This window comes from Agrobacterium vitis, from assembly GCF_013426735.1.
GTDB lineage: Bacteria > Pseudomonadota > Alphaproteobacteria > Rhizobiales > Rhizobiaceae > Allorhizobium > Allorhizobium vitis_D.
Genome location: NZ_AP023272.1, coordinates 1,681,394 through 1,705,841, shown reverse-complemented (window position 1 = coordinate 1,705,841; position 24,448 = coordinate 1,681,394). Strand labels below are relative to the sequence as shown.

Genomic DNA, 24,448 nt, shown 5'->3' with positions numbered 1-24,448 from the left:
CGTCAATTCACCGGAAAGCGCCGCGCCTGCCACTGGCTTTTCGGCACAGCGGCACCGAGCGAATAGCTGAAACTAGTGATTGCAAGGGTCTTGGCATCCGTTTCGCAATGATAGCCGATATCATACCATTGTCCCCGGCTGCGGAAGGCAGCGCCGGACACATCCATCAACCGAGCGGTAACGGTCTGTCGCGTCGTCGGAGATCCCGCAATCACATCCGGAACCGCGCCGGGCACGGCGCGACGGATCTGTTCGAGCATTTCAATGCTGCAAATCTGCACGATCCGGCGCTCAGGAGGCAGCGTGCCGAGGGCTTGGCGCACACGCGGATCAGACAGCGTTGCCTTCGAATAGATCCGCTTGGCAGGCTTCAACGCGGCAACAGGCGCGGCTTTCTTGTCCGCCGATGCAGGCGAAGGCGAGGCCTCGCGCTTTTGCTGCGGCTGCGCGGCGCTCTCCTCATCCAGCGCAAAGCGTTGCTCCGTCACCAGCCCGCCGCCCGGCTTTTCCACCTTGTCCGGCGTCGGCAATTGCCCGGCCAGCCCGGCATCCGGCGGCGTCACATCCTTAGGCAAGGCGGGCGGTTGCGGCGGCTCAGTCTTTTGCGGATCACCTGCGGCGGACTTGTCCGGCCCGGCTTTCGGGGCATCGGGGGGCGGTGACTGGGTTTGTGCAGCCGGTTCCTCGGCAGGCGGTGGCACGGGCGGCGCATCCTCCTTCGGGGCCTCCTCGTCCTTCGGGGCTGATTCCAGAGCTTGCGGCTTTTCCTCGGCAGGCTTTGGCGGCTCCTGCTGTGGCGCAGGTGCAGGCGGTTTGGCTTCCTGCTTTTCTTCTGGCTTCTTCTCTTCTGGCTTGGGCGCAGCGGCGGCAGGTGCCGGGGCTTCCTTTGGCTTGGCCTCCGGCTTCAACTCCAGCTGTAATTGCTTTTCCGGTTTTGGCTTTTCAGGTTGAGGCTTTTCCTCTGGCGGCGGCTCAATGGAAACCGACACGACCTCTTCCTTCGGCGCATCAGGCGCCGGGGAAGGCCAATGGGCCAGGAATGCCAGAACCAGAAGCCCATGCAGCAGCACCGAGGCGGTGATGCCCCAGACAAAGCGCTTATGCATCGGTTGCGGCTTTTCCTGCATTGCCCGATCCATACACGGCGCTGACGCCCGCCGCAAACCCGCAAGGTCCACTTCGCCACTTCCAGGCAGACACAATGGCGTGCTAACAGACACATGTCAGCCACGCCATTGCGGACCCACCATGTTCCTCAGCCCCGACGATTTGCACAGTCTCACCGCCATCCGGCAGGAGCTTCATCGCTATCCGGAAATATCCGGTGAGGAACAGGAGACAGCCCGGCGGATCGTCGAGGCACTGACGCCGCTCAACCCGGATCGCATCTTGACCGGGCTTGGCGGACATGGTGTGGCGGCGGTGTTTGCGGGTGCGGCAGCAGGCCCGACCCTGCTGTTTCGCTCAGAACTCGACGCCCTGCCGATTACGGAAAAAACCGGCCTGCCCTATGGATCGACAATTCCGGGGAAAGGCCATCTCTGCGGCCATGACGGCCATTCCACCATTCTACTGGCGCTGGCACTTGGCCTGTCGCGCCAGCCGCCTGCCACAGGCCGCGTCGTGCTGCTGTTTCAGCCTGCCGAGGAAAATGGGGCTGGTGCCGCCGCTGTGCTGGCCGATCCGCGCTTTGCTGAGATTGCGCCGGATCTGGCCTTTTCCCTGCACAATCTGCCGGGCATTCCGTTCGGCCATGTGGCGCTGAAGGCAGGCCCGGTCAACTGCGCCTCACGCGGGCTGAAAATCACGCTGACCGGCAAAACCGCCCATGCCTCGCAGCCCGAAACCGGCCTGTCGCCAATGCTTGCCATCAGCAGCCTGATGCCAGCCCTGACCGCCCTCTCCCACAGCGCCCCACCCGCCCCCGACTTCCGCCTCGCCACCGTGACCCACGCAAAAGCAGGCGAACCCGCCTTCGGCATCGCGCCCGGCGACGGCGAGATCTGGGTGACGCTGAGAACCCTGACCGATCAGGGCATGGACGGGCTTTGCAGCCAAGCCGAAGCCCTCGCCCGCACAACCGCAGCACAACACGGCCTTGGCCTGACCCTCACCTATCACGACATCTTCCTACACTGCGAAAACGCCCCGCAAGCCGTCACCGCCCTCACCACCGCCCTCGATGCCGAAGGCATAACCCACGACGCCCGCGCCCTGCCGATGCGCGCCTCCGAAGACTTCGGCCGCTTCCGCACCATATGCCCCACCGCCATGTTCTTCCTCGGCGCAGGCGAGACACACCCGGCGTTGCACAACCCGGATTATGACTTTCCAGATGTGTTGATTGAGATTGGAGCGAGGGTGTTTATGCGGGTGGTGCGGGGGTGATTGGCGGCGAGGCAACCGTCGATGATGGCTTCGTTGATCTCTTCAATGGAGAGAACGCGACCGTTGGTTTTGCCTTTGAGGAAGCCCTGGAGGTGGTGGAGTGTAGGGCGTTCACCCATTTTCTCATCAGGATGATTTGGGATTAGGTTCATTTTTATTCTCTTTGGCCAAACCTTCAGCCACGCCATTGGCCTGTCTCAAGATTGAGAAGCATGGGAACGATGATCGAAACAGCACGCACTGCACCACTAGAGTCTGTCAGATTCCAATTTTCCCTGACAAACTCTAGGAACGCTCAGACCGTTCCCAATATTCCAGCAATTTGCCACTGTCGGCTCTGGTTACAAGCAGGAAGATTGGGTCGCTGTGGGGGTTGCCGGTGCCGTGGCTGTAGATTTGTACGGTCTGGTCGTCCTGGCGGATGACGGTGTAGGTCAGTTCGGTGTTTTTATCTGTTTCTCTGCGTCGCAGGCGGTAGCGGAGCAGCAGCGCCAGGACGGCCAGAAACATGCCCGGCGGTATCAGCAGCCAGAGGGCCTTGATCGCATCCGGTGAGGCGCGGAAGGTGGCGAGAAGGTCAGCCCAGATATCGTAAGTCTCCATTGCGGCGCTCCCTGTGAACAACACGAGCGATCACCGGAGGGTCTTGCCCTCTGGTGATCGGGGAGTTGGAAAGCCGTACACAAGACGACCGCCCCGACCTTTAAGCCGAAGCTCTGGACATACGCCGAGGCCTCCCCGACCATAGAGAATGGTAGAGAGCAAACCGTATAGACACAGTCCACCGCCTCAGCCACAAACCTATGGCTGAGGGGTGTCTTTATAACGACCGACACAGGCCGTTGTGTAAGGGGTTTCCACGCCCCAAGATCGGCGCGTTACAACCGATCTCACCCGATGTTTAGCGCATAAAGGGTGGTAATTGGAAGTGGGGCAGACGGGATTTTATTGGGCAGGGATGAGGGTGTTGATGCAGCAAGATCAGACCCTTACCGCACGGATCCGCCGCAGATATTTTTTGGTAAAACATACCCACACAGCGAGTTTTTTTCCCACAACAGCATTTTTTGCACTGCATTATGCACAATCGATAAAATTATCCTTTTTCAAATCAGAATTTTCTCACGGGTGTACAGGATATTGGCGCGCGCCGGGCAAGCCCGGTTATTCTGGCGGGGCGATGACGGCCTCGCTGCCAACCGGACGACGCCAAATGATACGGAAAAGGCCGGTCAGGAGAACAAAATGACATCTGCATCCGCCATAGCTGCCAGCATCCCACCAGCACCCTCGCGGACGGGATATTTGATTGCCGCAAACCCCGCGCCGCCCATTGCAAAACCGACTGTGGCCACCTCGTCTGCCGCCAGCATTCCCTCTACCATTGCCGCCCTATCCGTCCGCGATACGTGAGCAGCGAGAGTTTGCAGGTTCATGTTGAACCACAGGACACGGCGCAGACGTTTTGATATGCCGTTTGCCCCCTCATCCCACTGCCGGGACCTTCTCCCCGCTGGGGAGAAGATGTATGAGGCAACGTTTTGCTCTTTCAACATGACAGCGCCGTACGTTTTATAAAACGCACAGCGCTGTAACACTTTAAATCCGCTGCAATTATGCAGTCGTTTGAGGTTCAGAGCTATCAGCGTGGTCTCTTCTCCCCAGCGGGGAGAAGGTGGCGGCAGCCGGATGAGGGGATGGCGAAGCCCCGAAAACTTTGCGTCGTGTACCGTTATATTGAACCAGACAAATTCTTAAGCACCCGCGATAGCTTGCAAGGGAATCATATCTCCTCGTGGCCCGTAATAGTGTCATCGCCGTAAAGCCTGGACATCAAGCCGGGTTTGACGTGTTGGCTTGCCCAGGCACGGCTCTGGCAGAGCAAGATCGCCCCTCTGCTCTGCCAACCTCCCTTCCCCACCCTTAAACGCAAAAACCCGGCGTTTCCGCCGGGTTTTCAACTTTTGTCTCTTGGCTAAGCTTAGCTGTCCAGGAAGCTGCGCAGTTTGCGGCTTCGGCTGGGGTGTTTCAGCTTGCGCAGGGCCTTGGCTTCGATCTGGCGGATACGTTCGCGGGTGACCGAGAACTGTTGGCCGACTTCTTCCAGCGTGTGGTCAGTGTTCATGCCGATGCCGAAGCGCATGCGCAGCACGCGCTCTTCGCGTGGCGTCAGCGAGGCGAGCACGCGGGTGGTGGTTTCGCGCAGGTTGGCCTGGATGGCGGCATCGATGGGCAGCAGCGCGTTCTTGTCCTCGATGAAGTCGCCGAGATGCGAATCTTCCTCGTCGCCCACGGGGGTTTCGAGCGAGATCGGCTCCTTGGCGATTTTCAGCACTTTGCGGACTTTTTCGAGCGGCATGGCCAGCTTTTCAGCCAGTTCTTCAGGCGTCGGTTCGCGGCCAATTTCGTGCAGCATCTGGCGCGATGTGCGAACGATTTTGTTGATCGTTTCGATCATATGCACCGGAATACGGATCGTGCGGGCCTGGTCGGCAATCGAACGGGTGATTGCCTGCCGGATCCACCACGTCGCATAGGTGGAGAACTTGTAGCCGCGCCGGTATTCGAACTTATCAACCGCCTTCATCAGGCCGATATTGCCTTCCTGAATCAGGTCAAGGAATTGCAGGCCGCGATTGGTGTATTTCTTGGCAATCGAAATAACCAGACGCAGATTGGCCTCGACCATTTCCTTCTTGGCGATCCGGGCTTCGCGTTCGCCCTTCTGCACCATGGAGACGATACGGCGGAATTCGGCGATCGAAATGCCGGTTTCGGTCGCCAGATTCTGGATTTCCTGACGGATTTCCCGGATTGTGTTGTTTTCCTCGCGGGCGAAATCCTTCCAGCCGCGGGCTGCAAGATTGCCGACCGACTTCATCCAGTTGGGATCAAGTTCCGCGCCCTGATATTGCTCCAGGAAGCTGTCGCGCTTGACGCCGTAGCTTTCGGCCAGCCGCAACAGGCGGCCTTCGTTCTGCATCAGGCGCTTGGAAATGTCGTAGAGCTGCTCGACAAGGCTGTCGATACGGTTCTGGTTCAGCGACAGCGATTTGACTGCCGTGATCAGCTGATCCTTCAGCTCCTTGTAGCGCCGCTCCTGGCCTGATGACAGCGTGCCGGCACAGGCCAAGCGCGCTTCCACCTGCTGGTCCTGCAACTTGCGCAGTTTCTTATAGGTATCGGCGATCAGGTCGAGGGTTTCCATGACCTGGGGCCGCAACTCGGCTTCCATGGCGGCCAGCGAAAGATTGGACTCGTCTTCGTCCTCTTCCTCTTCTTCCGGCATCTGCATGTCGCCGCCGACATTGGTGATGTCGTCTTCGCTGGAGCGGACCCGGCGGGTCTTTTCCTTTTCCTCGGCAGCCTTACGGTCCGCCTCGATTTTTTCCGGGCTCTGGAATTGCGGTGCGGCCTTGGCCTCGGGACCGGAATAGGTGGTCTCGAGATCGATGATCTCGCGCAGCAGAGTCGTGCCTTCGTTTAGCTCGTCGCGCCAGATAATCAGCGCCTGGAAGGTCAGCGGGCTCTCACAGAGACCGGCGATCATCGTTTCGCGGCCAGCCTCGATGCGCTTGGCAATGGCGATTTCGCCTTCGCGCGACAGCAGCTCCACCGAGCCCATTTCGCGCAGATACATGCGCACCGGGTCGTCCGTGCGGTCGGTCGGCTCTTTCTTCTTGGCTGTGGCAACAGCGGTATTGCCAGCAGGCGCCAGTTCGCCGCCTTCGCTTTCGGCTTCTTCGTCGTTATCGCTTTCTTCGGCTGCCGGATCTTCGGCGTCCTCGTCCTCGACGACGTTGATGCCCATGTCGGAAAGCATCGCCATGGTGTCTTCGATCTGCTCCGAGGTCACTTCCTCAGACGGCAGAACCGAATTCAACTCATCCATAGTGACGTAGCCGCGCTTCTTGGCGGCCTTGATCATTTTCTTGACCGCGTCATCCGAAAGATCGAGAAGCGGACCGTCGGTCGCGCCATCGCGCTCGTTCTCGGCTTCTTCGTTTTCCTTGACCTTGGTTGCCATGTATCTCGTCGCTTTCCCTGACGCTTCAATTTTCCGCAGTGCTGTCACGCGCCAGATGGGGCATAGCCTTGCACCGACCACTACGAATCACTGGTTATGACCTACAGCGCCATGCGCGGACCATACGCACGAAACACGCTGTAAAACCTTAAATGTGCAGCACAACTTCTCAAACCAGATGAGGCTGAAGAAAAACCATGCCTTAGATGCGAAACATTCCGTCAGCCTTGGTGCTTTCCTGAAGGAAATGGCACGTTGACCAAGCAATGTCTAATTCCCGGTTGACCACCACGGTTCCCGTAGATTGCGGTATAACTACACAAACAGGCGACGAAGCCCGCCAGCATAGACCCGGCGCAACCTGCGTCACCTTGTTTTTTCGTTTGACCGTGATTCCCACAATTTATCGATACGTCAAGCCTTTTAAAGCGATTGTGCCTGTTGATATCGCGAAAAAACCATTCATCTCGCTCTACGCTCCTTATCCAAACGCCTCCACACGCGCCACAAGTGGCAGGGAGCCATTTAATCGTCACGTCATTAACCTGTCCTTTTGGAACATCCTTTCGGGACAGGCACGGCCTCGATCTCAGGAACTTCACCCGGTTTGAACTGAAATCTAGGCACTCACGCCGCCGATACAAGGGGCGCGGTTGGTATCTGCCATAACAAAGCTTGCAAAACCGTTATGAATTGTGACCATAAGCCGGTCCCTTGACGCGGCCCGACATTACGCCGAAGCCATCGATGATCGCTTCCTGGTTCTCCATCCGAACGATTTCCAGCTGCACTTCCTGCAAAACCGACATCAGCCCATCGATCCGCCCGGCATCATCAGCTTCGGTCGCCTCGGCAATCTCGCGTTCCAACTCGATGCGCTGGCGGCGCAGCGCCTTGGCGCGCTTATGCAGGGACAGTGCCTGGGTATATCCCTCGCGGGCATCTTCCAGCGCCGCCACCGTGGTTGCCGTCCACAGCCTGGCATTGCGGATCTGCTGGTCCAGCGCCTTCAACAGCGTATCGAAACCAGCAGCCATCAACCGCTCATATAGATCCTCGCGGGTCAGTTGCGCACCGGTTTGCGCGACAGCGGTCAGCACCGCAGGCCAAAGCCGTTGCAGATCACGGCTGTCGAAATCGATGCAGGAAATCTCGTCATAATCCTCCTGCAACAATTGCGGATGGTTGACGATGGTCAGCGCCAGCACGCTTTCGCGCAGGCTGGGCTGGTCATGGCTGCGGCTGACCATGCCCGACCGCGTCAGCCGGTCGGAAGCAACCGTGCTGCCGGGACGCTGGCCACCGGGCGCGCCGCGTCCACCCGCATTGTTTTGAAAACGGCCATTGCCGGGCCGGTTGCCGGTAAAGCCACCACCACCGCGCTCGAAATTGCCGCGCCCGGCACGGCCAGCGCCCTGCCCCTGGAAGAAACCATAGAGCCGGTCCCTGACATTCTGCTGATAATGGCGGCGCACATTCTCATCGGCAATGATATTGACGATCTGCTTTAACCGCGCCTCAAGCTCGGCGCGCTGCTCCGGCGTGTCAAAGCGGCCCTGGCCGGTTTCGCGCAGCCAGACCATTTCGTCCAGAGAGCGGGCCTCGGCCAAGACCCGGTCAAAGGGGGCGCGGCCATCCTGCTTGACCAGGTCGTCAGGGTCCTTGCCATCCGGCAGCATGGCGAAGCGGACGCTTTTTCCCGGCTTCAGATGCGGCAGTGCGAGATCAACGGCGCGAAACGCCGCCCGCTGCCCGGCACCGTCGCCATCGAAACACAGGACCGGCTGCGGCGTCATTTTCCACATCAGTTCCAGCTGGTTTTCAGTCAGCGCCGTGCCAAGTGGCGCCACAGCGTTTTCCACACCCGCCTGATAGAGCGCGATCACATCCATATAGCCTTCGACGGCAATGATCGTCTCTGCCCCATCGGCGCCCTGAAGCGTCCGCCGGGCGCGGGAGAAATTATAGAGCACATTGCCCTTGTGAAACAGTTCCGTCTCGTTGGAATTGAGATATTTGGCTGGCGCATCCGGCGACATCGCCCGTCCGCCAAACGCAATCACCTTGTCGCGGGACGACAGAATCGGAAACATGATCCGGTCACGGAAACGGTCATAGGAAACCGGAATATCCGGCCCATGCACCACCAGCCCGCAGGCCTCGATCTGCTCCTTCGGCACGCCTTTTCCGGCCAGATGTTCCTTCAGCGCATTGCGGCTTTCCGGCGCATAGCCCAGACGAAAGGTCTCGATGGTGCGGCCCGACAGGCCACGCTCCCGCAGATAAGCCCGGGCCTTGGCACCCTGGGCTGCCTGTAACTGATCCTGGAAGAACAGTGTGGCCATTTCCATGACGTCCTGAAGGCCAGTGCGCTCACGGTCACGCTCTATGTCACGCACATCCACCTTGGGCATGGCGATACCGGCCATGTCGGCAATCCGCTCGACGGCCTCTGGAAAGTTCAGGCCTTCCAGATCGGTCAGAAAGCGAAAATGATCGCCGGACACACCGCAGCCGAAGCAATGGTAACGGCCCTTGCGATCCTCGCAGTGAAAGCTCGGGCTTTTTTCACCATGAAACGGGCAGCAGGCCCAGTAATCTCCGCGCGACACGTTGGTTTTCTTGCGATCCCACGGCACGCGCGCGCCAATCACGGCCGAAATCGGCACGCGGTCGCGGATCTCGTCGAGAAAGTCGTTTGAAAAGCGCATCGGGCAACCTTGAGGATGATCTTTTCATATAGGGGCTGTGCGAGAGAAGCGCTACGGCTTTCGTGGGATGTACCCGCTATTCACAGCGGTTGACAAAAATACAAGTGTATATACAGTAACTATGAAATGAGATTGGAGAAAGGTTCAGGCTTTAAAATAATCCGCTGACGCAATCATCGGGAAAAAGCTAATGGGCCTCGAAAGCGAATTCCATTCGTTTGAATGGGATGAGACTAAAAACAAGATAAACATCGAGAAACACGGCATAGATTTCGTCCGCGCCGCTGCGGCGCTTCAAAAGCCACATCTAAAAACGGCCTCGGATCGAGACGGAGAATGCCGGACACTGGCGATTTGTCCAGATACGTTGAGACTGATCGCCGTGGTGTACACGATGCGTGAAAAAACCTGCCGGATCATATCAGCAAGGGCTGCACGGAAAAATGAGCAAAGAGCATATCGTCAGATTTACAGCTGAAGAAATTGCCGCGAAAATTGCCCGCGGCGAGAGCAAGACCAACTGGGCTCTCGTCGATGCCAAGACCGATGAGGACATCGAACGCGATATGCGCGACGATCCTGACTGGCAGGATTTCCTTGACGTTGATTGGTCAAAGGCAGAGCTGGTCATTCCGCAGAAGAAGAAAGCCATTTCCATTCGTCTTGACGAGGATGTCGTGGAGTATTTCCAGGCCTCCGGCAAAGGCTACCAGACACGGATCAATGCCGTGCTGCGACATTTCATCAACGAGCAAAATGCCCATAAGGCAAAACGGTAAAGCGTCACCCATGGGGCGGCGCTTTACCGGCAAGCTTACTTCGTCAGCAATTCCTTGACCACGCCAGACGCCTTGGCGAAATCCATCTGACCAGCGTAGCGTTCTTTCAAGGCGGCCATTACCTTGCCCATGTCGCGCACGCCTTCGGCGCTGATTTCGGTGATAATGCCGGAAATAGCTTCGCGGACTTTGGCATCATCCATCTGTTCGGGCATGAAGCCTTTGATGATCGCCACTTCGTCGCGCTCCTGGGCGGCAAGCTCGGGGCGGGCATTGTCTTCGTAGATCTTCGCCGATTCTTCACGCTGCTTTACCAGCTTGGCCATCAGCTGGAGGATGTCGTCGTCGCTGGCCTCAGCCTTGCCTTCGCCGCGATTGGCGATATCGCGGTCCTTGATGGCCGATTGCACCAGGCGGATGGTGGAAAGCCGGCGGCTATCCTTGGCTTTCATCGCTTCCTTCAGCGCAGTCGTCAGATCCTCGCGTAGCATGTCTTCATCTCCTTGGGTGACTGTGGAGCCCCTGGCCACCGTTCAAATGGAACCGTGGCTCGCTTCAGGCGTGGTGATACCCCTCCCGGCGGCTCCGCGCAATGCGGGGCTCTTTCAAGACTTCAAGGGAAAACACCTCTTTTGCCAGAGGAACAATTGACCCGGCCCACGCTTCTCGTCTATGTACCATCGCCTGCACAGACATCGACATCAGGTTCCCGCACGCGCATCTTTTGCTGCGCGAGGAGCCTTGGCACACTTAGATACTGGCACACACAGATAGCCACGCGCCGCCGGTTTGCATCGGCCGGGGCAAGCGGCTGGAAAAGGAACGGATATGACCGCAACATCGCCATTGCCCACCGCAGCCTGGACGACATCCAAGCCGACAGCACTTCTGGTTCTGGCCGATGGCACCGTCATCGAAGGTCAGGGCGTCGGCGCCACCGGCGATGTTCAGGCCGAGGTGTGCTTCAACACCGCGCTGACCGGCTATGAGGAAATCCTCACAGATCCCTCCTATCTCGGCCAGATCGTTACCTTCACCTTTCCCCATATCGGCAATGTCGGCACCAATGAGGAAGACATTGAAGACCTGACGCCTGCCGCCCGCCACGGCGCGGTCGGGGTGATCTTCAAGGCCGATATCACCGAGCCATCCAATTACCGCGCCACCAAGCACCTCGATGCCTGGCTAAAGGCACGCGGCATGATCGGCCTGTCCGGCGTCGATACGCGGGCGCTGACCGCCTGGATTCGCGAAAACGGTGCGCCGAACGCCGTCATCGCCCATGACCCGAACGGCAATTTCGATATTGAGGCGCTGAAGGCCAAGGCCAAGGCCTGGAGCGGGCTGGAAGGTCTTGATCTTGCAAAGGTCGCCTCCTCCGGCCAGTCTTCGACCTGGGGTGAAAAGCCCTGGGTCTGGAACGAAGGCTTTTCCGAACTGGCTGACAAGGATGCCGATTATCACGTCGTCTGCGTGGATTTCGGCGTGAAGCGCAATATCCTGCGGCTGTTCACCGGCCTGAAATGCAAGGTCACCGTTGTGCCCGCCAATACCAGCGCCGAAGATATCCTGGCCTTGTCGCCGGATGGCATTTTCCTCTCCAATGGCCCTGGTGATCCGGCGGCAACAGGGGAATATGCCGTGCCCGTGATCAAGGAACTGATCGAGACCGATATCCCGTTGTTCGGTATTTGCCTTGGCCATCAGATGCTGGGTCTGGCGCTGGGCGCCAAGACTGAGAAGATGCATCAGGGCCATCACGGCGCCAACCATCCGGTTAAGGATTTCACCACCGGCAAGGTGGAGATCGTCTCGATGAACCACGGCTTCGCGGTGGATTCGAAGTCCCTGCCGGAAGGCGTTGAAGAGACTCATATTTCGCTGTTCGACAACACAAATTGCGGCCTGCGCCTGACCGGCAAGCCGGTGTTTTCCGTTCAGCACCACCCGGAAGCATCGCCCGGCCCGCAAGACAGCCACTACCTGTTCCGCCGCTTCATCAACATGGTGCGCGAGAAGAAGGGCGAACCGGCTTTGGCCGAGCGCTGAGACAAAAACGATAGCCGACGAAAAACATAAGCCGACCAATCACTTGGTCGGCTTATTTGATTCTCATGCAGAACATACGACACGAGCGTTTTCGTGTGCCGCATACCCCCCTCTGTCCTGCCGGACATCTCCCCCTCAGGGAGGGAGATAGGACAGACGTAACCGCCCGTTTCAACGGATAAAGTTGCGATTTCCGATATCTTCGAAGCGTAAAAGTGACATGACAAGCCAACCCCTTGCCAGGCATCTCCCCCCTTGAGGGGGAGATGCCTGGCAAGGCAGAGGGGGGTAAGCAGCACATCAAGACGTTTGCCTCGTGTACTGTGATTTTCGTGCAGAGCCTTATGATACGGGTAGAACGGGCTTTACCGGTTCATCATCCGCATCTCGTGGCGAAGCCGCAGCCAGAACCGCAGCCCCATCATGACGGCGGCGCTGGAAAGCCCGATCAGGAAACCGAACCAGACGCCAAGACCGCCCATCCCCAGGGGAAACGCCATGAACCAGGCCAGCCCCAAACCAATTGGCCAATAGGAAATCAACGCCAGAACCATCGGCACGCTGGCATCCTTCAGGCCGCGCAGCAGTCCAGTGGCAACCGCCTGCATGCCATCCACAAGCTGGAAAATACCGGCAACCACCACCAGCGGCGCCGCATAATCCAGCACCGCCGCCGCGTCGCCACGGCCACGATCGAGGAACATTCCGCTCAATTCATTGGAGAAAAAGAAGAACAGCAACCCGCCGATCACCGAGATCAGGGCTGCCATGCAGACAACCGTGATGGACGCCCGCACTACATCGGTAAAATCGCCGCGCCCATGGGCAACGCCGATCCGCACGGTGGCGGCCTGCGCCAGCCCCAGCGGGATCATGAAGGCGATGGAAGCCAATTGCAGGGCAATGCCATGCGCGGCGAGTTCAATCGTGCCAATGCTGCCCATCAACAGGGAAGCCGCCGTAAACAGGCTGACTTCAGCCAGAACAGTCACGCCAATCGGCAGGCCGAGCTTGATCACATCGCGCAACGCATCCCAATCGGGCCGCCAGAAGCGCACGAACAATTCGTATTTCCTGGTGACACTGTTGAAATGCAGATAGAGACCCATGGCGATCATGGCGAAGACATTGACCGAAACCGCCACCCAGGCAGCGCCCAGAATGCCAAAAGCCGGAAAGCCGAAATGGCCCAGCACAATGCAGTAAGCCAGGGCGGCATTCAGCAGCAAGGTGGCGATGGTGATATAGAGGACGATCTGCGCCCGCCCGATGGCGCTGACCAAGGCCCGCATCACCGCAAACATCAGTGCCACAGGCAGGCTCAGCCACATGATGCGAATATAGCTTGAGGCAAGCTCGACCACCTGCGGCACCTGCCCCAGGGCCAGCAGCACATCACGCGAGTAATGAAAGAGCGGCCAGGTCACCACGCTATAGGCCAGCGACACCCACAAGCCCATGCGAATGGAACGGCGTGCCAGCCGCACATCGCCCTTGCCATAGGCATTGGCCACCATCGGCATGACCGCGATGGAAAAGCCCGAACCGAAAATAAACACCGTGAAGAAAAATTGCCCGGCCAGCACCAAAGCCGCCAGAGATTCGGCTCCCAGACGGCCGACAATCACCACATCGGTCGTGTGAATTGCCAGCTGCGCCAGTTGCGCGCCTACAAGGGGAATGCCCAGCGCCAGCGTGGCGCGAACATGGCTAAGCCAACTTTCAATGGGCGCGCCAAGGCGCTGGGACGAGGCATAAGTCATGAGAACTTCCAAAACGAAAAAAGCCGCTTCCAGTCGGGCTGGACGAGCGGCGGGATTTCAGCATCGTATACCGGACATGGCGCATACAGGTCAGCTGCAATGCATATGTTCTTCTCAACCGACTTTTTTCTGCTCAACCAACGGCGGCGTGAGGAAATAATATGCAATTGCCTCGGTACGTCAAAGCCGTGACGTTTTCAAGACACAAGCAGATGCTTCAGAAAAACTCGTCGTTCCATCAAGGTTGTTGATGGGCGATCAACCGGGATCGCCATGCTGGCGGATATAATCGACGAAGACCCGCAAGGGTACGGGCATGTGGCGACGGCTGTGATAATAGAGGAAGGGACCGGAAAACTCGTCTTCCCAATCGGTCAGCACCCTCTCCAGCCGTCCGGCATTCAAATCCTCGATCACGAAGTCCTCGAATGTCCCCATCATGCCAAGTCCAGCCCGCACTGCGGCCAGTTCCAGATCGACCGTCTCAGCGATTAACCGGGGTGGCGGGGAGACATTGATCGCCTCGCCATCGCGTTCGAAATGCCATTCATTCACCCGACCGCTGTTGAAACGATGCAGAATGGAGCGGTGATGGACCAGGTCGCGCGGATGTTCCGGTCTGCCGTACTGCTCAAGATAAGACGGTGCTGCCACGCAAACATAGCGCTGGCGGCGCGGGCCGATGGGAACCGCGATCATGTCCTGATGCAGCGCCTCTTCATAGCGGATGCCAGCATCGCAGCCTTCAGCCAACACGTCGATCAAAGCATCGTTGACCGTCACCTCCAGCAAAATGTCTGGATAGGCGGCCAGAAAGCCGGTGACAACAGGTGGCAGCACACAGCGGGCGACGATACCCGGCACGTTAAGCCGCAACCGTCCGAAGGGTCGCTCGCGAAACTGGTTGATATCGTCAAGTGCCAGTTCGATATCGGCCAGCGTCGGCGACAACCGTTCCAACAGCCGCGCTCCGGCATCGGTCAGGGTCACGCTGCGGGTGGTGCGGTTCAGCAGCCGCACGCCAACCCGCGCCTCCAGCCGCCGCATCGCCTCGCTCAACGACGAGGCCGAAACACCGCGCAACTTTCCGGCTGCCCGGAAGTTTCTCAACCGGGCAATGGTGGCGAAGGCATCGAGATCGGCGAGCGGCAGGTCGTTCATTGTGCATAATTCCAAACAACGCATACGGAATAAACAGGATTATCGCACAAAGCCAAACAGCGTAAACCTGTTTTCAGACAAAAAGCAGAAAAGGAAACTGGATATGCAAACGGTAAAACTTGGAAAATCCGGCCCTCCAACCTCGCGCCTTGGATTAGGATGCATGGGCATGTCAGGCATGTATGGGCCTTCCGACCGCACGGAAAGCCTCGCCACCCTGCACGCCGCCGTTGATGCTGGGGTAACGCTGATCGATACCGGCGATTTCTACGGCATGGGCCACAATGAAATGTTGATTGGAGAAGGGTTGAAGGGCGGCCTGCGCGACAAAGTGCAGATCAGCGTCAAATTCGGCGCTCAGCGCGACCCGGCGGGCGGCTGGATCGGGTACGACGCACGCCCATCAGCGGTGAAGACGGCGCTGGCCTACACGCTGCAACGGCTGGGCACCGACCATATCGACATTTACCGCCCGGCCCGGCTCGATCCCAATGTACCGATCGAGGAAACCATCGGCGCCATCGCAGAGATGGTCCAGGCCGGCTATGTCAGGCATATTGGCCTGTCGGAAGTCGGCGCAGATACCATCCGTCGGGCAGCAGCCGTCCATCCGATTGTTGACCTGCAAATCGAATATTCGCTGATATCCCGTGGTATCGAAGATCAGATCCTGCCAACCTGCCAGGAACTCGGCATCGGCATTACCGCTTATGGCGTTCTGTCACGCGGACTGATCAGCGGCCACTGGACCGCACCAACGGCATCAACGGATTTCCGCGCCCATTCCCCGCGCTTCCAGGGCGAAAATGCCAACCACAATCTGGCGCTCGTCGAAGCCCTGACGCAGGTTGCGTCGTCAAAAGGCATGACCACAGCGCAAGCCGCCATTGCGTGGGTGCTGGCCAAAGGCGAGGATATCGTCCCTTTGATTGGTGCTCGCCGCCGCGACCGGTTGAAGGAATCGCTTGGCGCACTCGACTTTACCCTGTCACAGGAGGATATCGCCGCCCTCGAGGCGGCAGTCCCCAAGGGCAGCGCCGCCGGTTCCCGCTATGCAGAGGCGCAGATGGCGCATCTGGACAGCGAGAAGTAGCCGCCCTCAAATCGGGCCGGAAAACGTGTCGCAGGCATCCATCCGGCCCTGGTCGTATCCCTTCTTGAACCACGCCATCCGCTGTGCGGCGGAGCCATGGTTGAAGCTCTCAGGCACGACATAGCCCTGGGACCGCTTCTGAATCGTATCGTCGCCAATCTGCCGGGCGGCGTTCAATGCCTCCTGCAGATCGCCTGCCGAGAGCAATCCCTGCTGATCGGCCTTCCGACCCCAGATCCCGGCGAAACAATCGGCCTGCAATTCCACCCGAACCGACATCTGGTTGGCGTCGGCAGCGCTCATCGAGGCGCGCATCTCGTTGAATTTCGGCAGGATGCCGGTGAGGTTCTGCACATGATGGCCGACTTCATGGGCAATCACATAGGCCTGAGCAAAATCGCCGGATGCCTGGAACCGTTTGGAAAGCTCGGTGAAAAACGCGGTATCGAGATAGATACGGCGATCTCCAGGGCAGTAGAACGGCCCAGTCGCAGCAGAGGCTGCGCCACAGGCAGAGGGATATTGACCGGAAAAAAGCCGCAGCTTGGGCATCTCATAGGTCGCGCCGCGCTCCTGAAACGCCGCGGTCCAGACGTCCTCGGTGGAGGCCAGCACGCGGCTGACGAAGACTTTCATCTCTTCCTGAGCCGGTGTCGTTTGCTCGGATTGCTGCTGATAGGAAGACGGGGCGGAGCTACCGCCCTCCTCCAGCAATTGCAACATATCTATGCCCATCAGGCGAAGACCGAAGTAAATCAGCACCAGAACGATGATGGTTGAAAAACTCAAACCACGTCCACTGCTGCCAATCGGAAGCCGGATGCCGCGCCGGCCAAAGCCGCCGCCGCCTGATGCACCCCTGACATCCTCGAGATTTTCGGACTGACGACGCCCATCCAGTTCCATCGGTTCTCTCCCCAGCCGCATATGCAGAACGTCCATGTTCAGCAAAAACTGCCGCCGTGCAACAGCAACGGCGGCAGGCTGGTAACGGCTTGGGGCCAACAGTGTTCCAAACACTCTTAAGCTCAACAGTGTTCCAAACACTGGGTTTGAAGAAAAAGGCGGTCAGGTCTTGGCGAACATATAGGCACCGCCGCGTTCCAGGGCGCGCTGATAGGCCGGCCTGGCACGGATTGTGGAAAGATAGGAACGAAGGACTGTAACATCGCCCGTATCGCCGGAAATCGACAGCACCGATTCCACCGGGAAGCTCATGGCGATATCGGCGGCGGTAAAGTCCGGCCCGGCAAAATAGCCGTCCTTGCACAATTCCGTCTGCCAGAAGGCCAGATGTTCGCCGATCTGCGGATCGATCATCTTGCCGCAAACGCCATCCGAGATCCGCTGGGCCACACCGCGCAACAAAAACGGCATCTGCTTGGACAACCGGGAGAATACCAGTTTCAAGATCAGAAGGGGCATGGCCGAGCCTTCGGCATAATGCAGCCAGTAACGGTAGCGCAGGAAAGCATCACTGCCCGGTGCCGGACGCAAAACCGTCTTGCCATTGGTATCAGCGCCATAAGTGTCGATCAGATATTCGATAATGGCACCGCTTTCGGCGAAGATCCGGTCCTCGTCTTCGATGACAGGTGATTTTCCCAGCGGATGCACGGCCTTCAATGCCGCCGGTGCATGCATATCAGCACCGCGCTTGTAGGTTTTTACCTCATAAGACAATCCCAGCTCTTCCAGCAGCCAGAGAATGCGGTGCGCCCTGGAATGCTCCAGATAATGGACGGTAATCATCGGCAGGTCTCCTGGCTTATATCGGTTGCCTGGGCAGATAGGCCGCAGCCAGAGCATTTCCAGGATAAGTGTGAAACGGTTTTACGTCCGCAAAGGTGATGATTAAAAAAATGTCTCATGAAAATACCTTGGATTTTTAAAATCTGCTGTCATGCCCCTGGCATTTGCCAGAACAGGCACGGGACATGACGAAAATCAGGCTGCACGCCTTGCCGCTGCAAGTCGATATCCAATTTTGCAACCCTGACAGTGCATTTAAAAATGCCATTCGCCTTGAAGGCGCCACTAAAAAGGGGCAGCTAGGGGAAATGGTCGAGGACGGCGTCCGTTTCCCATAAATTCCCGTGGGATCAAATAGTTAAACCGTCGTCTCGGTGAGAATTTCTAAAAAAATCCGATAACAAAGAAGCATTTGGATGTCGCAAAACAGCGGCAGACTCTGTTTGCGAAAAGCATAAAAACCCCATGGCATCGATCTGGGAAAGCCAACGGGTTTTAGATACCTGCGACGCGAAAACGATACAATATCGTATTGCTTAACAGTCGTTTTTTTAGTCGATATTATCCTGCAATACGATCAGTTCTTCGAAATGTTTCATGTCGTTAAAGGCACAAAAAGCCGGAGGATTAAGGGCGATATCCTCAAATTGCTCCAGGAATTCTTCTCGCGCCGTCTCCAACATGGCCTGCCACTGAAAAAGGGCCGCCTCGGAAAATGGCCTGATGACATAGGCAAAGGTGATATGAAATTCGTAAGTCTCATGGTCTGGATGGCGATAGCCGAACAGATCCGCCAACCTGTCGCGCCACTGGGCCGATGCCCGGCGATCCGCCTCGCCCACTGGCTCCAACCGAAGCCCCGTCGGCAGCATCCGGGCAATCTTCATGCGAAAATCTGGCCCGGGCGCAAAATGTGTCAGCCGCTGCGCGAGGATTTCCGTCATGTCATCGATTGGCGCATCCAGCGGCAGATCCTTTGGCCAGAAACCGGCGGTGCGGCGATGTTCGATAATGCCTTGAAACAGGGTCATATGCAGGCTGGAGGCAGGGGTAACGGCCAGATGATCAGCCTCCGGCATTTGCTTATAGCGCTCCTGCAAGGCGACAATCGCCTTCTGGCTTTCACTTCCCGGGCGAAGATGGCAGACAATGGTGTTGCCCGGTTCGGGTAAGAAATTACCTTCCGCATCGAAACGGGTGCCGAGACGTTTCGATGGCCCGAAGCGGCCAGCCGCAGAGAAATGAATGAGGTCGCACGACAGTTGCGTCTGCGGCATGAGGGCCATCTCCTTTGAAACCGAACAGGTTTTCTACAGCGCCTGCGCAAATGGCATGTGACAAACCAGTCCATTTCTCAGGGTAATGTCCCAGGGGAAATTGCCGGACCACATCCCCGCCTCGCCTGCCCTTCACTTATCCGTAGAAAAAGCGAAAACGGGGGTTCCGCTGATCGCCACAATTCCCTATAAGCCGCTTCTAGCCTGAAATACCATGGATCTGCGCCCGACCGGTGATGCCCCTCACCCTGGCCGGTTTTTCGCGCAGGTGAAGAGATCGGATAGAGACATGCCAAAGCGCCAAGACATTAAATCCATCCTCATCATCGGCGCTGGACCGATTGTCATCGGCCAGGCATGCGAATTCGATTATTCCGGCACCCAGGCCTGCAAGGCGCTGAAGGAAGAAGGCTACCGGGTCATCCTGGTCAATTCCAACCCGGCGACCATCATGACCGATCCGGGCCTGGCCGACGCAACCTATGTCGAGCCGATCACCCCGGAAGTGGTCGCCAAGATCATCGCCAAGGAACGCCCGGATGCGCTGCTGCCGACCATGGGCGGGCAGACGGCACTGAACACCGCCCTCTCCCTGAAGCGCATGGGCGTGCTGGACCGCTATAATGTCGAAATGATCGGCGCCAAGCCTGCCGCCATCGACATGGCCGAGGACCGCGCCCTGTTTCGGGAAGCCATGGCCCGCATCGGCCTTGAGACGCCGAAATCCATGCTGGCCAATGCCACCGAGATCAAGGATGCCGACCGCAAGACCCATGAGATTGCTCGTAATGAGGTAAAGTCACGGCTTTCCGGCGACGCGCTCGACAAGGCGCTGGATGAGCTGGAAAACCAGTGGAACCTCGGCGAAACCGACCGCAAGCAGCGCTATATGAACCATGCCATGGCGGTTGCAGCTCAGGCGCTTGACGTTGTTGGCCTGCCCACCATTATCCGCCCGTCCTTTACCATGGGCGGCACCGGCGGCGGCATTGCCTATAACCGCTCGGAATTCTTCGAGATCATCGGCTCCGGCCTTGATGCCTCGCCAACCACCGAAGTGCTGATCGAGGAATCGGTGCTGGGCTGGAAAGAATATGAAATGGAAGTGGTCCGCGACAAGGCGGACAATTGCATCATCATCTGCTCCATCGAAAATATCGATCCGATGGGCGTCCATACCGGCGACAGCATCACCGTTGCCCCGGCCCTGACGCTGACGGACAAGGAATACCAGATGATGCGCAACGCCTCGATTGCGGTATTGCGCGAAATTGGTGTTGAGACCGGCGGCTCCAACGTACAGTTCGCGGTCAACCCCAAGGATGGCCGCCTCGTCGTCATCGAGATGAACCCGCGTGTGTCGCGCTCGTCGGCGCTGGCCTCCAAGGCGACCGGCTTCCCGATTGCCAAGATCGCCGCCAAGCTTGCGGTTGGCTATACGCTGGACGAGTTGGACAACGACATCACCGGCGGCGCGACGCCTGCCTCCTTCGAACCATCGATTGATTACGTCGTCACCAAAATCCCGCGCTTTGCCTTCGAGAAATTCCCTGGTGCCGAACCGACGCTGACCACTGCGATGAAATCGGTCGGCGAAGTCATGGCGATTGGCCGCACCTTCGCCGAATCCTTGCAAAAGGCGCTGCGTGGCCTGGAAACTGGCCTGACCGGTCTGGACGAAATTGAGATCCCCGGCCTTGGCCAGGGCGACGACAAGAACGCCATCCGCGCCGCCATCGGCACGCCGACCCCGGACCGCCTGCGCATGGTTGCCCAGGCATTGCGGCTCGGCATGTCGGAAGCTGAAGTGCATGAAGGCTGCAAGATCGATCCGTGGTTCATCGCTCAGTTGAAGGCAATCACCGATCTGGAAGCCCGCATCCGCGAACATGGCCTGCCCGAAGACGCTGAAAATCTGCGGATGCTGAAAGCCAAGGGCTTTTCCGATGCCCGCCTTGCCAGCCTGTCGGGCAAGCGTCCAAAGGAAGTGGCCGAGCTGCGCAACGGCCTCAATGTCCGCCCGGTCTTCAAGCGCATCGATACCTGCGCTGCCGAATTCGCGTCACCGACGGCTTACATGTATTCGACCTATGAGACGCCGTTCGTCGGCGCACTGCGCTCGGAAGCGCACGTGTCGGATCGCAAGAAAATCGTCATCCTCGGCGGTGGCCCGAACCGCATCGGCCAGGGTATCGAATTTGACTATTGCTGCTGCCATGCCGCCTTCGCCCTGAAGGATGCAGGTTTTGAAGCGATCATGATCAACTGCAACCCGGAAACCGTCTCCACCGACTATGACACCTCCGACCGCCTGTATTTCGAGCCCCTGACGGCGGAAGACGTCATCGAAATCCTGCGCGCCGAACAGGAAAAAGGCGAAGTGGTTGGCGTTATCGTGCAGTTTGGCGGCCAGACCCCGCTGAAACTGGCCGAGGCCCTGGAAAAGAACGGCATCCCGATCCTCGGCACCGCGCCTGACATGATCGATCTGGCCGAAGACCGCGACCGGTTCCAAAAGCTGTTGATGAAGCTGGACCTCAACCAGCCCAACAATGGCATTGCCTATTCGGTCGAGCAGGCACGCCTTGTCGCGTCTGAAATCGGCTTCCCGCTGGTGGTGCGCCCGTCCTACGTGCTGGGTGGCCGGGCCATGCAGATCATCCATAGTGAGAGCATGTTGCAGAGCTACCTGCTGGATACCGTGCCGGGCCTGGTGCCGGAAGCCATCAAGCAGCGGTATCCAAATGACAAGACGGGCCAGATCAACACCCTTCTCAGCAAGAACCCGCTGCTGTTCGATAGCTACCTCACCAACGCCATTGAGGTGGATGTCGATGCGCTGTGCGATGGCGAAAGCGTCTTCGTCTCCGGTATCATGGAGCATATCGAAGAGGCTGGTATCCATTCCGGCGACAGCGCCTGCTCGCTGCCATCACGCTCGCTGAGCACCGAAGTCCTTGACGAGCTGGAGCGCCAGACAGCCGCCATGGCCAAGGCGCTGCATGTTGGCGGGTTGATGAATGTGCAATATGCCATCAAGGATGGGGTTATCTACGTTCTCGAAGTCAATCCGCGCGCCTCGCGCACCGTGCCGTTCGTGGCCAAGACCATCGGCGCGCCGATTGCCAAGATCGCTGCCCGGATCATGGCCGGTGAAAAGCTGGATGCGGCGATTGCCGCTTACGGTGCCAAGCCCGATCCGCGCAATTTGAAGCACATTGCCGTCAAGGAAGCGGTGTTCCCGTTTGCCCGCTTCCCCGGCGTCGATACGCTGCTTGGCCCGGAAATGCGCTCGACCGGCGAAGTGATCGGCCTTGATACCAGCTTTGCGCTGGCCTTCGCCAAGAGCCAGCTCGGCGCCAGCGTCGAGCTTCCCCGCGACGGCGCGGTGTTCGTGTCGGTGCGTGATGAGGACAAGGTCCGCATTCTGCCCGCCATCAAGCTGTTGACCTCCATCGGCTTCAAGGTTCTGGCCACCGGTGGCACGCAACGCTTCCTCGCCGAACAGGGCATCGAGGCGGTCAAGATCAACAAGGTTCTGGAAGGCCGTCCGCATATCGAGGACGCCATCCGCAACCGGCAGGTCCAGCTGGTGATCAACACCACCGATAGCAACAAGGCGATCTCGGACTCCAAATCGCTGCGCCGCGCGGCCCTGATGCAGAAAGTGCCTTATTACACCACGATGGCCGGTGCGCTTGCCGCTGCCGAAGCCATCGAGGCGCTGAAAAAGGGCCAGTTGGAAGTTCGTCCGCTGCAAAGCTATTTCTGACAGCCCGCCCAATAATCGACGCTGTCCGTCAGCACATGGCCGTTCTTGAACAGACTGTGAGCGAATGCGACCGAAGGGTGAGGCTTTCCGCCTGACCCTTCAAAAGCCAGGGATGCTGCACCACGCTGATAATGCTATGAAAACCCCTTGATCTGGCAAGGGGACAGCGTGGGCAAAAACATCGTCATTCTGTTTGACGGCACGTCGAATGAAATTTCAGCCAGCCGAACCAATATCGTCAGACTGCTTGGCTGCCTGACCCGCAGCGACCAGCAATTGGTCTATTATGAGCCGGACGTCGGCACGTTCGGTGCAGACGACAACTGGTTGCGACTTGCACGCCAATCCGCCGAAGTCTGGGGCCTGGCAACGGGCTGGGGTCTCGACCGCAATGTCAAGCGCGCCTACCGGTTTCTTGTTGAGAACTATCGGGCCGCACCGAGGGACGACGCCGGCAACACAATTGGCGAGGACGACAGGATCTACATCCTCGGTTTCAGCCGCGGCGCCTATAGCGCCAGGGTTCTGGCCGGCTTCATCAACAGCCTGGGCATTATTGCGCCGAATTTTCTCAATCTTGTGGACTACGCCTACCGGACCTATAAAACCATTCCCATAAGCGAGCGGTATGGCGAAACGGCTGACATCGTCAGCCACTCGGCACCCTCCGCCTTTGCCGCCATGCGTCTTTATGAGCGGACATTGCGCGGCTACCGTCCGGCGATTGCCTTTCTCGGCCTGTTCGACACCGTATCGACGGTGATCAACCAGACACAGAGAGGTCTCACCTTCCAGACCTTTCCCTTCACGACCCGCAATCCAAGCGTGGCCGCTGTCCGCCAGGCCCTGGCCATTGATGAGCGGCGCACGATGTTTCGACCGGTCTATTGGAAGTCCGGCCAGCCATTCTGGGGCAGCCCGTTCAAGCCGGAGGACCCGCATATAATCAAGCCTCAGGATTTCAAACAGGTCTGGTTTGCCGGTTCGCATGGCGATGTCGGCGGCGGCTATAGCGAGGCGCAGAGCGCGACGGCCAAGATTCCGCTGGCCTGGATGATCGCCGAAAGCAGGCCATTCGGGCTGCACTACGACGAAGACACCGTCCATGACATCGTCTATGGCGAAGATGACGACAACGACCATGTGAAGCTCGATCCCCTGGCCCCGATCCATGATTCCATGACCTGGTCCTGGCTGCCGTTCGAGATCGTGCCGCGTCGCGTACCCTTTTCCTCCTGGCGCTGCCGGCCTCCCAAGGGCTGGTATCTGCCGCTCTGCGACCCTCGCTCTATCGAAAAAGGCAGCGTCATCCATCAATCCGTCATCGACCGGCTGGACCACCCATCGAGGACGACCCCCTACAGGCCACCCAATATGCCGCCGCCCGGCGATTACTCAATCGAGCCTTGGTCTACCAAGCCGATTGAAGATTGACCGGCAGAGCGCTCCATGAACCAAAACGAGACAGCCCCGCCTTCGCATTTACAAAAAATCATCCTTGATCGAAGGTTAACATCCACGCAGGCCGAATCATCGCATAGAGTTGAGCGTAGAACCGGCGATAGACGGCAGAGATAATGACCCCAAGGATGAAATACCTGCTTCTGGTCTTTGCGATTTCAATTGCGATGTGGCTTGTCGCCATTGCCCTTGTTAACGACATCTGGAAGCTTATA

General features: G+C 58.4%; 19 protein-coding genes. 9 read left to right on the top strand and 10 right to left on the bottom strand.

The features are described from left to right. Positions 1 to 2: 2 nt before the first annotated feature. A complete protein-coding gene (locus H1Y61_RS07765) occupies positions 3 to 1,106 on the bottom strand; it encodes a DUF930 domain-containing protein (protein WP_180574243.1) in 1,104 nt (367 codons plus the stop codon). A 142-nt stretch (positions 1,107 to 1,248) separates the two neighbouring features. On the opposite strand from H1Y61_RS07765, the gene H1Y61_RS07760 reads away from it, so the two are divergent. Then, positions 1,249 to 2,388: an amidohydrolase gene (locus H1Y61_RS07760; RefSeq protein ID WP_180574242.1), complete on the top strand. Its 1,140-nt coding sequence runs from the start codon at positions 1,249 to 1,251 to the stop codon at positions 2,386 to 2,388. Positions 2,389 to 2,673: 285 nt separating this feature from the next. Here H1Y61_RS07760 and H1Y61_RS07755 read toward each other — a convergent pair whose 3' ends face one another. Further along, positions 2,674 to 2,991: a hypothetical protein gene (locus tag H1Y61_RS07755; RefSeq protein ID WP_180574241.1), complete on the bottom strand. Its 318-nt coding sequence runs from the start codon at positions 2,989 to 2,991 to the stop codon at positions 2,674 to 2,676. Positions 2,992 to 3,633: 642 nt separating this feature from the next. Between H1Y61_RS07755 and H1Y61_RS07750 the strand changes: the two genes are divergently transcribed. Next, entirely contained in the window at positions 3,634 to 3,801 is a 168-nt protein-coding gene (locus H1Y61_RS07750; RefSeq protein WP_156534551.1) for a hypothetical protein, read from the top strand. Between the two features lie 568 nt (positions 3,802 to 4,369). On the opposite strand, the gene rpoD is transcribed toward H1Y61_RS07750, so the two are convergent. Both rpoD and dnaG read right to left on the bottom strand, forming a co-directional pair. Continuing rightward, complete coding sequence (rpoD, locus tag H1Y61_RS07745; protein ID WP_015916648.1) at positions 4,370 to 6,415, bottom strand: RNA polymerase sigma factor RpoD; 2,046 nt, start codon at positions 6,413 to 6,415, stop codon at positions 4,370 to 4,372. A 686-nt stretch (positions 6,416 to 7,101) separates the two neighbouring features. After that, complete coding sequence (gene dnaG / locus H1Y61_RS07740) at positions 7,102 to 9,126, bottom strand: DNA primase (RefSeq protein ID WP_180574240.1); 2,025 nt, start codon at positions 9,124 to 9,126, stop codon at positions 7,102 to 7,104. A 190-nt stretch (positions 9,127 to 9,316) separates the two neighbouring features. Between dnaG and H1Y61_RS07735 the strand changes: the two genes are divergently transcribed. Next, positions 9,317 to 9,604, top strand: a complete 288-nt coding sequence (locus H1Y61_RS07735; protein ID WP_180574239.1) for a BrnT family toxin — start codon at positions 9,317 to 9,319, stop codon at positions 9,602 to 9,604. Further along, entirely contained in the window at positions 9,570 to 9,905 is a 336-nt protein-coding gene (locus H1Y61_RS07730) for a BrnA antitoxin family protein (RefSeq protein WP_180574238.1), read from the top strand. The genes H1Y61_RS07735 and H1Y61_RS07730 overlap by 35 nt, the downstream gene beginning before the upstream one ends. 35 nt (positions 9,906 to 9,940) lie before the next feature. Here H1Y61_RS07730 and H1Y61_RS07725 read toward each other — a convergent pair whose 3' ends face one another. Then, a complete protein-coding gene (locus H1Y61_RS07725; RefSeq protein ID WP_180574237.1) occupies positions 9,941 to 10,396 on the bottom strand; it encodes a GatB/YqeY domain-containing protein in 456 nt (151 codons plus the stop codon). Positions 10,397 to 10,733: 337 nt separating this feature from the next. Here H1Y61_RS07725 and carA point away from each other — a divergent pair, with 337 nt between their 5' ends. After that, positions 10,734 to 11,954: a glutamine-hydrolyzing carbamoyl-phosphate synthase small subunit gene (carA, locus tag H1Y61_RS07720; protein WP_180574236.1), complete on the top strand. Its 1,221-nt coding sequence runs from the start codon at positions 10,734 to 10,736 to the stop codon at positions 11,952 to 11,954. A gap of 365 nt (positions 11,955 to 12,319) precedes the next feature. Here carA and H1Y61_RS07715 read toward each other — a convergent pair whose 3' ends face one another. Beyond that, positions 12,320 to 13,717, bottom strand: coding sequence for an MATE family efflux transporter (locus H1Y61_RS07715; protein ID WP_180574235.1), 1,398 nt, complete (start codon positions 13,715 to 13,717; stop codon positions 12,320 to 12,322). A gap of 258 nt (positions 13,718 to 13,975) precedes the next feature. After that, positions 13,976 to 14,878, bottom strand: a complete 903-nt coding sequence (locus H1Y61_RS07710) for a LysR family transcriptional regulator (protein ID WP_180574234.1) — start codon at positions 14,876 to 14,878, stop codon at positions 13,976 to 13,978. Positions 14,879 to 14,981: 103 nt separating this feature from the next. On the opposite strand from H1Y61_RS07710, the gene H1Y61_RS07705 reads away from it, so the two are divergent. Further along, positions 14,982 to 15,971, top strand: a complete 990-nt coding sequence (locus H1Y61_RS07705; RefSeq protein ID WP_180574233.1) for an aldo/keto reductase — start codon at positions 14,982 to 14,984, stop codon at positions 15,969 to 15,971. A gap of 6 nt (positions 15,972 to 15,977) precedes the next feature. Here H1Y61_RS07705 and ypfJ read toward each other — a convergent pair whose 3' ends face one another. Next, on the bottom strand, positions 15,978 to 16,877 hold the full coding sequence (gene ypfJ / locus H1Y61_RS07700) for a KPN_02809 family neutral zinc metallopeptidase (RefSeq protein WP_180574446.1): 900 nt from the start codon (positions 16,875 to 16,877) through the stop codon (positions 15,978 to 15,980). A gap of 162 nt (positions 16,878 to 17,039) precedes the next feature. Beyond that, positions 17,040 to 17,723: a glutathione S-transferase family protein gene (locus H1Y61_RS07695; RefSeq protein WP_180574232.1), complete on the bottom strand. Its 684-nt coding sequence runs from the start codon at positions 17,721 to 17,723 to the stop codon at positions 17,040 to 17,042. 185 nt (positions 17,724 to 17,908) lie between these two features. Here H1Y61_RS07695 and H1Y61_RS07690 point away from each other — a divergent pair, with 185 nt between their 5' ends. Next, a complete protein-coding gene (locus H1Y61_RS07690; RefSeq protein WP_180574231.1) occupies positions 17,909 to 18,061 on the top strand; it encodes an ACT domain-containing protein in 153 nt (50 codons plus the stop codon). Between the two features lie 213 nt (positions 18,062 to 18,274). Here the strand turns inward: H1Y61_RS07690 and H1Y61_RS07685 are convergent, their stop codons facing one another. Further along, entirely contained in the window at positions 18,275 to 19,009 is a 735-nt protein-coding gene (locus tag H1Y61_RS07685) for a DUF1868 domain-containing protein (protein WP_180574230.1), read from the bottom strand. Positions 19,010 to 19,289: 280 nt separating this feature from the next. On the opposite strand from H1Y61_RS07685, the gene carB reads away from it, so the two are divergent. Beyond that, entirely contained in the window at positions 19,290 to 22,772 is a 3,483-nt protein-coding gene (gene carB / locus H1Y61_RS07680; RefSeq protein ID WP_156555216.1) for a carbamoyl-phosphate synthase large subunit, read from the top strand. Between the two features lie 168 nt (positions 22,773 to 22,940). Further along, positions 22,941 to 24,206 (top strand): DUF2235 domain-containing protein, encoded by a 1,266-nt coding sequence (locus H1Y61_RS07675; protein WP_180574229.1) that lies wholly within the window; start codon positions 22,941 to 22,943, stop codon positions 24,204 to 24,206. Positions 24,207 to 24,448 lie beyond the last annotated feature (242 nt).

Excerpts from the sequence above, each read along its gene's own strand:
- H1Y61_RS07765 (WP_180574243.1), bottom strand. The coding sequence starts at position 1,106 with ATGCATAAGCGCTTTGTCTGGGGCATCACCGCCTCGGTGCTGCTGCAT.
- H1Y61_RS07760 (WP_180574242.1), top strand. The coding sequence starts at position 1,249 with ATGTTCCTCAGCCCCGACGATTTGCACAGTCTCACCGCCATCCGGCAG.
- H1Y61_RS07755 (WP_180574241.1), bottom strand. The coding sequence starts at position 2,991 with ATGGAGACTTACGATATCTGGGCTGACCTTCTCGCCACCTTCCGCGCC.
- H1Y61_RS07750 (WP_156534551.1), top strand. The coding sequence starts at position 3,634 with ATGACATCTGCATCCGCCATAGCTGCCAGCATCCCACCAGCACCCTCG.
- rpoD (WP_015916648.1), bottom strand. The coding sequence starts at position 6,415 with ATGGCAACCAAGGTCAAGGAAAACGAAGAAGCCGAGAACGAGCGCGAT.
- dnaG (WP_180574240.1), bottom strand. The coding sequence starts at position 9,126 with ATGCGCTTTTCAAACGACTTTCTCGACGAGATCCGCGACCGCGTGCCG.
- H1Y61_RS07735 (WP_180574239.1), top strand. The coding sequence starts at position 9,317 with ATGGGCCTCGAAAGCGAATTCCATTCGTTTGAATGGGATGAGACTAAA.
- H1Y61_RS07730 (WP_180574238.1), top strand. The coding sequence starts at position 9,570 with ATGAGCAAAGAGCATATCGTCAGATTTACAGCTGAAGAAATTGCCGCG.
- H1Y61_RS07725 (WP_180574237.1), bottom strand. The coding sequence starts at position 10,396 with ATGCTACGCGAGGATCTGACGACTGCGCTGAAGGAAGCGATGAAAGCC.
- carA (WP_180574236.1), top strand. The coding sequence starts at position 10,734 with ATGACCGCAACATCGCCATTGCCCACCGCAGCCTGGACGACATCCAAG.
- H1Y61_RS07715 (WP_180574235.1), bottom strand. The coding sequence starts at position 13,717 with ATGACTTATGCCTCGTCCCAGCGCCTTGGCGCGCCCATTGAAAGTTGG.
- H1Y61_RS07710 (WP_180574234.1), bottom strand. The coding sequence starts at position 14,878 with ATGAACGACCTGCCGCTCGCCGATCTCGATGCCTTCGCCACCATTGCC.
- H1Y61_RS07705 (WP_180574233.1), top strand. The coding sequence starts at position 14,982 with ATGCAAACGGTAAAACTTGGAAAATCCGGCCCTCCAACCTCGCGCCTT.
- ypfJ (WP_180574446.1), bottom strand. The coding sequence starts at position 16,877 with ATGGAACTGGATGGGCGTCGTCAGTCCGAAAATCTCGAGGATGTCAGG.
- H1Y61_RS07695 (WP_180574232.1), bottom strand. The coding sequence starts at position 17,723 with ATGATTACCGTCCATTATCTGGAGCATTCCAGGGCGCACCGCATTCTC.
- H1Y61_RS07690 (WP_180574231.1), top strand. The coding sequence starts at position 17,909 with ATGACGAAAATCAGGCTGCACGCCTTGCCGCTGCAAGTCGATATCCAA.
- H1Y61_RS07685 (WP_180574230.1), bottom strand. The coding sequence starts at position 19,009 with ATGGCCCTCATGCCGCAGACGCAACTGTCGTGCGACCTCATTCATTTC.
- carB (WP_156555216.1), top strand. The coding sequence starts at position 19,290 with ATGCCAAAGCGCCAAGACATTAAATCCATCCTCATCATCGGCGCTGGA.